We start from the raw sequence: 2,851 nt of genomic DNA on the forward strand, positions 1-2,851 counted from the left end.
CACCTTCTTGAACGTCGCCGTCGGTTGCGTGGCGTCCATGCGATGCATGAGCTGCGCGGCGCGGTCGACGCCTTCGCCTGCCTGCCCGCATGACGCGGTTTCGTTTGCCTTCGACATGGTTTTCCCTTCTGCTTCTCCCTGCAACCGGAACAAAAAAATCCGCACGAGGGCATGCACGGCTAACAACAATGCGGTTAGCGTGCAGCCGACGAGCGGATTCATCGTTCTTGGTTGCGGGCTCCTTGCCGATGGCCGAAGGATCGCTTCGGGCAGCGCCAAAGAGCCTGTTTCGTAACACCTATCGTTCTACGGCGCTAAATCATACTACTTTGCTTTGAGTTATGAAATCGCCACCCGGTCAGCCTGGGGAATACGACACAAACCCGTCACACAGCGGGGCGAATGGCGAAGGACGCGCAGCGCGAACGAATCGCGTTTCGCACGGCCGACCTCGATGGAAAGGGGCCCTGGTCCCCGGGAAGCAGGCCAGGCACGCCACGCCTTCTTCGCTTTCCCGCCCCAGCGGAATGGGAAAGCCCGGCCCGGCACCCGCAACCCAGACGCCCGCGCTTCGCCTTCCCCCTGATAACCATCGTTCGAAATAACGGATATCCAGGCTATCTGGTTTCACGCGCACAACACGGTATTCTCCGGTAAACTATCCACCTGGAAATAAACCCTAGAAATATAGTATGGCTTACCGCCATCACGACAGCGAAGAAAGGGACGCCGCTTCATGAACGACTCAAGCTTCGAGGCCATGGCGCAGGAGATCGACGGCCTGCTTGGCATCGACCAGGCAAAACATGCCGACTGGCACGCAGACTCCATCGCCGTGCGCGGATATGAGGGCATCGACGCTCGCACCGGGTCCATCAGCTACCCGCTGTACCAGTCGGCCACGTTCGCGCACCCCGCCTGGGGCGAATCGACCGGCTACTGCTATTCGCGTTGCGGCAACCCCACGCGCCTGGAGCTCGAGAACACCATCGCGCTTTTGGAGGGCGGGAAGAAATGCATGGCGTTCTCCAGCGGCATGGCCGCCATCGCCACGCTGCTGAAGCTGCTGCGCTCAGGCGACCGCGTGCTCGTCAGCGACGACCTGTACGGCGGCACCTACCGCCTGTTCAGCAACATCTACGCGCAGTACGGGCTGGAATTCGGCTACGTCGACCTGGCCGACCTCGAAGCCGCCGAAGCGGCGTTCACGCCCAACACCCGCCTGGTGTTCCTGGAAACGCCCACCAACCCCACTATGAAGGTGGCCGACATCCAGGCCCTGGCCAATTTGGCGCACAGCCGCGGGGCGGTGCTCGCCGTGGACAACACCTTCCTTACCATGTATTTCCAGAAGCCCTTCGAGCTGGGCGCCGACGTGGTGGTGTACAGCGGGACGAAGTACCTGTGCGGCCACAACGACGTGCTATCGGGCTTTCTGGTGCTGCGCGACAACAGCCTGCTCGAGCCGCTGTTCAACGCCACCATGAGCGAGGGCAACCAGCTCAGCCCCTTCGACAGCTGGCTGATGCTGCGCAGCCTGAAGACGCTGGGCGTGCGCCTGCGCCAGCAGGAGGCCAACGCCAAGCGCATCTGCAAGGCGCTGAAGGCGAACCCTCACGTCACGGACGTGTTCTACGTAGGCGACCCCGACCATCCCGACTACGCGCTGTCGAAGCGCCAGACCGCGGGCTTCGGCGCCATGATATCGTTCAAGACCGACACGCATCGGCGCGCGATCGATGCGCTCGAGCGCACAAGGCTTATCCTGTTCGCCGAAAGCCTGGGCGGCACGGAAAGCCTGATCACCTACCCGCTCGTGCAAACCCATGGCGCCATCCCCGCGCCCATGCTGGACAAGCTGGGCATCGATGACCGTCTGCTGCGCCTGTCGGTGGGCATCGAGGACGTGGAGGACCTGCTAGCCGACCTTGACCAGGCGCTCGCGTAGCACAGGGCGGGAAGCTGAACGGAGAAGGAAATGACGAAGTACGATTTCGAGACGATCATCGACCGCCGCGGCACGGGATGCCTGAAATGGGACGCGTGGAGCCGCCGCGGGCACGCCCCCGACGACCTGCCGCTGTGGGTGGCCGACATGGACTTCAAAACGGCGCCGGCGGCCATCGAGGCGCTCACCGAGCGCGTGCAGCACGGCGTGTTCGGCTACACCATGGCCACGGACGGGTATTGCGAAGCGGTGCAAAGCTGGTTCGAGCGCCGTCACGACTGGCGTCCCGAGCGCGAGTGGCTCGTCATGACGCCGGGCATGGTGTTCGCCCTGGCGGTGGCCATCAACGCGTTCACGCAGCCGGGCGACCATGTGATCATCCAGCCGCCCGTGTACTACCCCTTCCGCCTAATGATCCAGGACAACGGCCGCAAAATGGCCACAAGCCCGCTTTTGTACGAGAACGGGCGCTACACCATGGACTACGAGGGCTTCGAGCGCCAGCTGGAGAAGACGGGCGCGAAGCTGTTCATCCTGTGCAACCCGCACAACCCCGTCGGCCGCGCCTGGACCGCCGACGAGCTGCGCCGCATCGGCGACATCTGCCTGCGCCACGGCGTCACCGTCGTCGCCGACGAGATCCACGCCGACTTCGCGCGCCCCGGCTTCAAGCACGTGCCGTACGCCTCGCTCGGCGAGCGCTACGCGCGCCACGCCGTGGTGTGCACGGCTCCCAGCAAAACGTTCAATCTGGCCGGATTGCAGCTGTCCAACATCTTCATCCCCGACCCCGACCTGCGCGCGGCGTTCAAGCGCGCCCGCAACCGCACGGGCTACGACGAGCCGAGCGTGTTCGGCATCACGGCCACCCAGGCGTGCTACGAGCGCGGGGAAGAATGGCTC

2 protein-coding genes are annotated in these 2,851 nt (G+C 64.0%); both read left to right on the forward strand.

What is annotated here, in order from left to right:
- Positions 1-736: 736 nt before the first annotated feature.
- Positions 737-1,948, forward strand: coding sequence for a PLP-dependent aspartate aminotransferase family protein (locus Q0H50_RS09140; protein WP_294421651.1), 1,212 nt, complete (start codon positions 737-739; stop codon positions 1,946-1,948).
- 30 nt (positions 1,949-1,978) lie between these two features.
- Positions 1,979-2,851: MalY/PatB family protein (locus Q0H50_RS09145; RefSeq protein WP_294421652.1), on the forward strand; the 873-nt coding region annotated here is incomplete at its 3' end.

Origin of the sequence: uncultured Senegalimassilia sp. (genome assembly GCF_934632265.1) — a bacterium.
Taxonomy (GTDB): Bacteria; Actinomycetota; Coriobacteriia; order Coriobacteriales; family Eggerthellaceae; genus Senegalimassilia.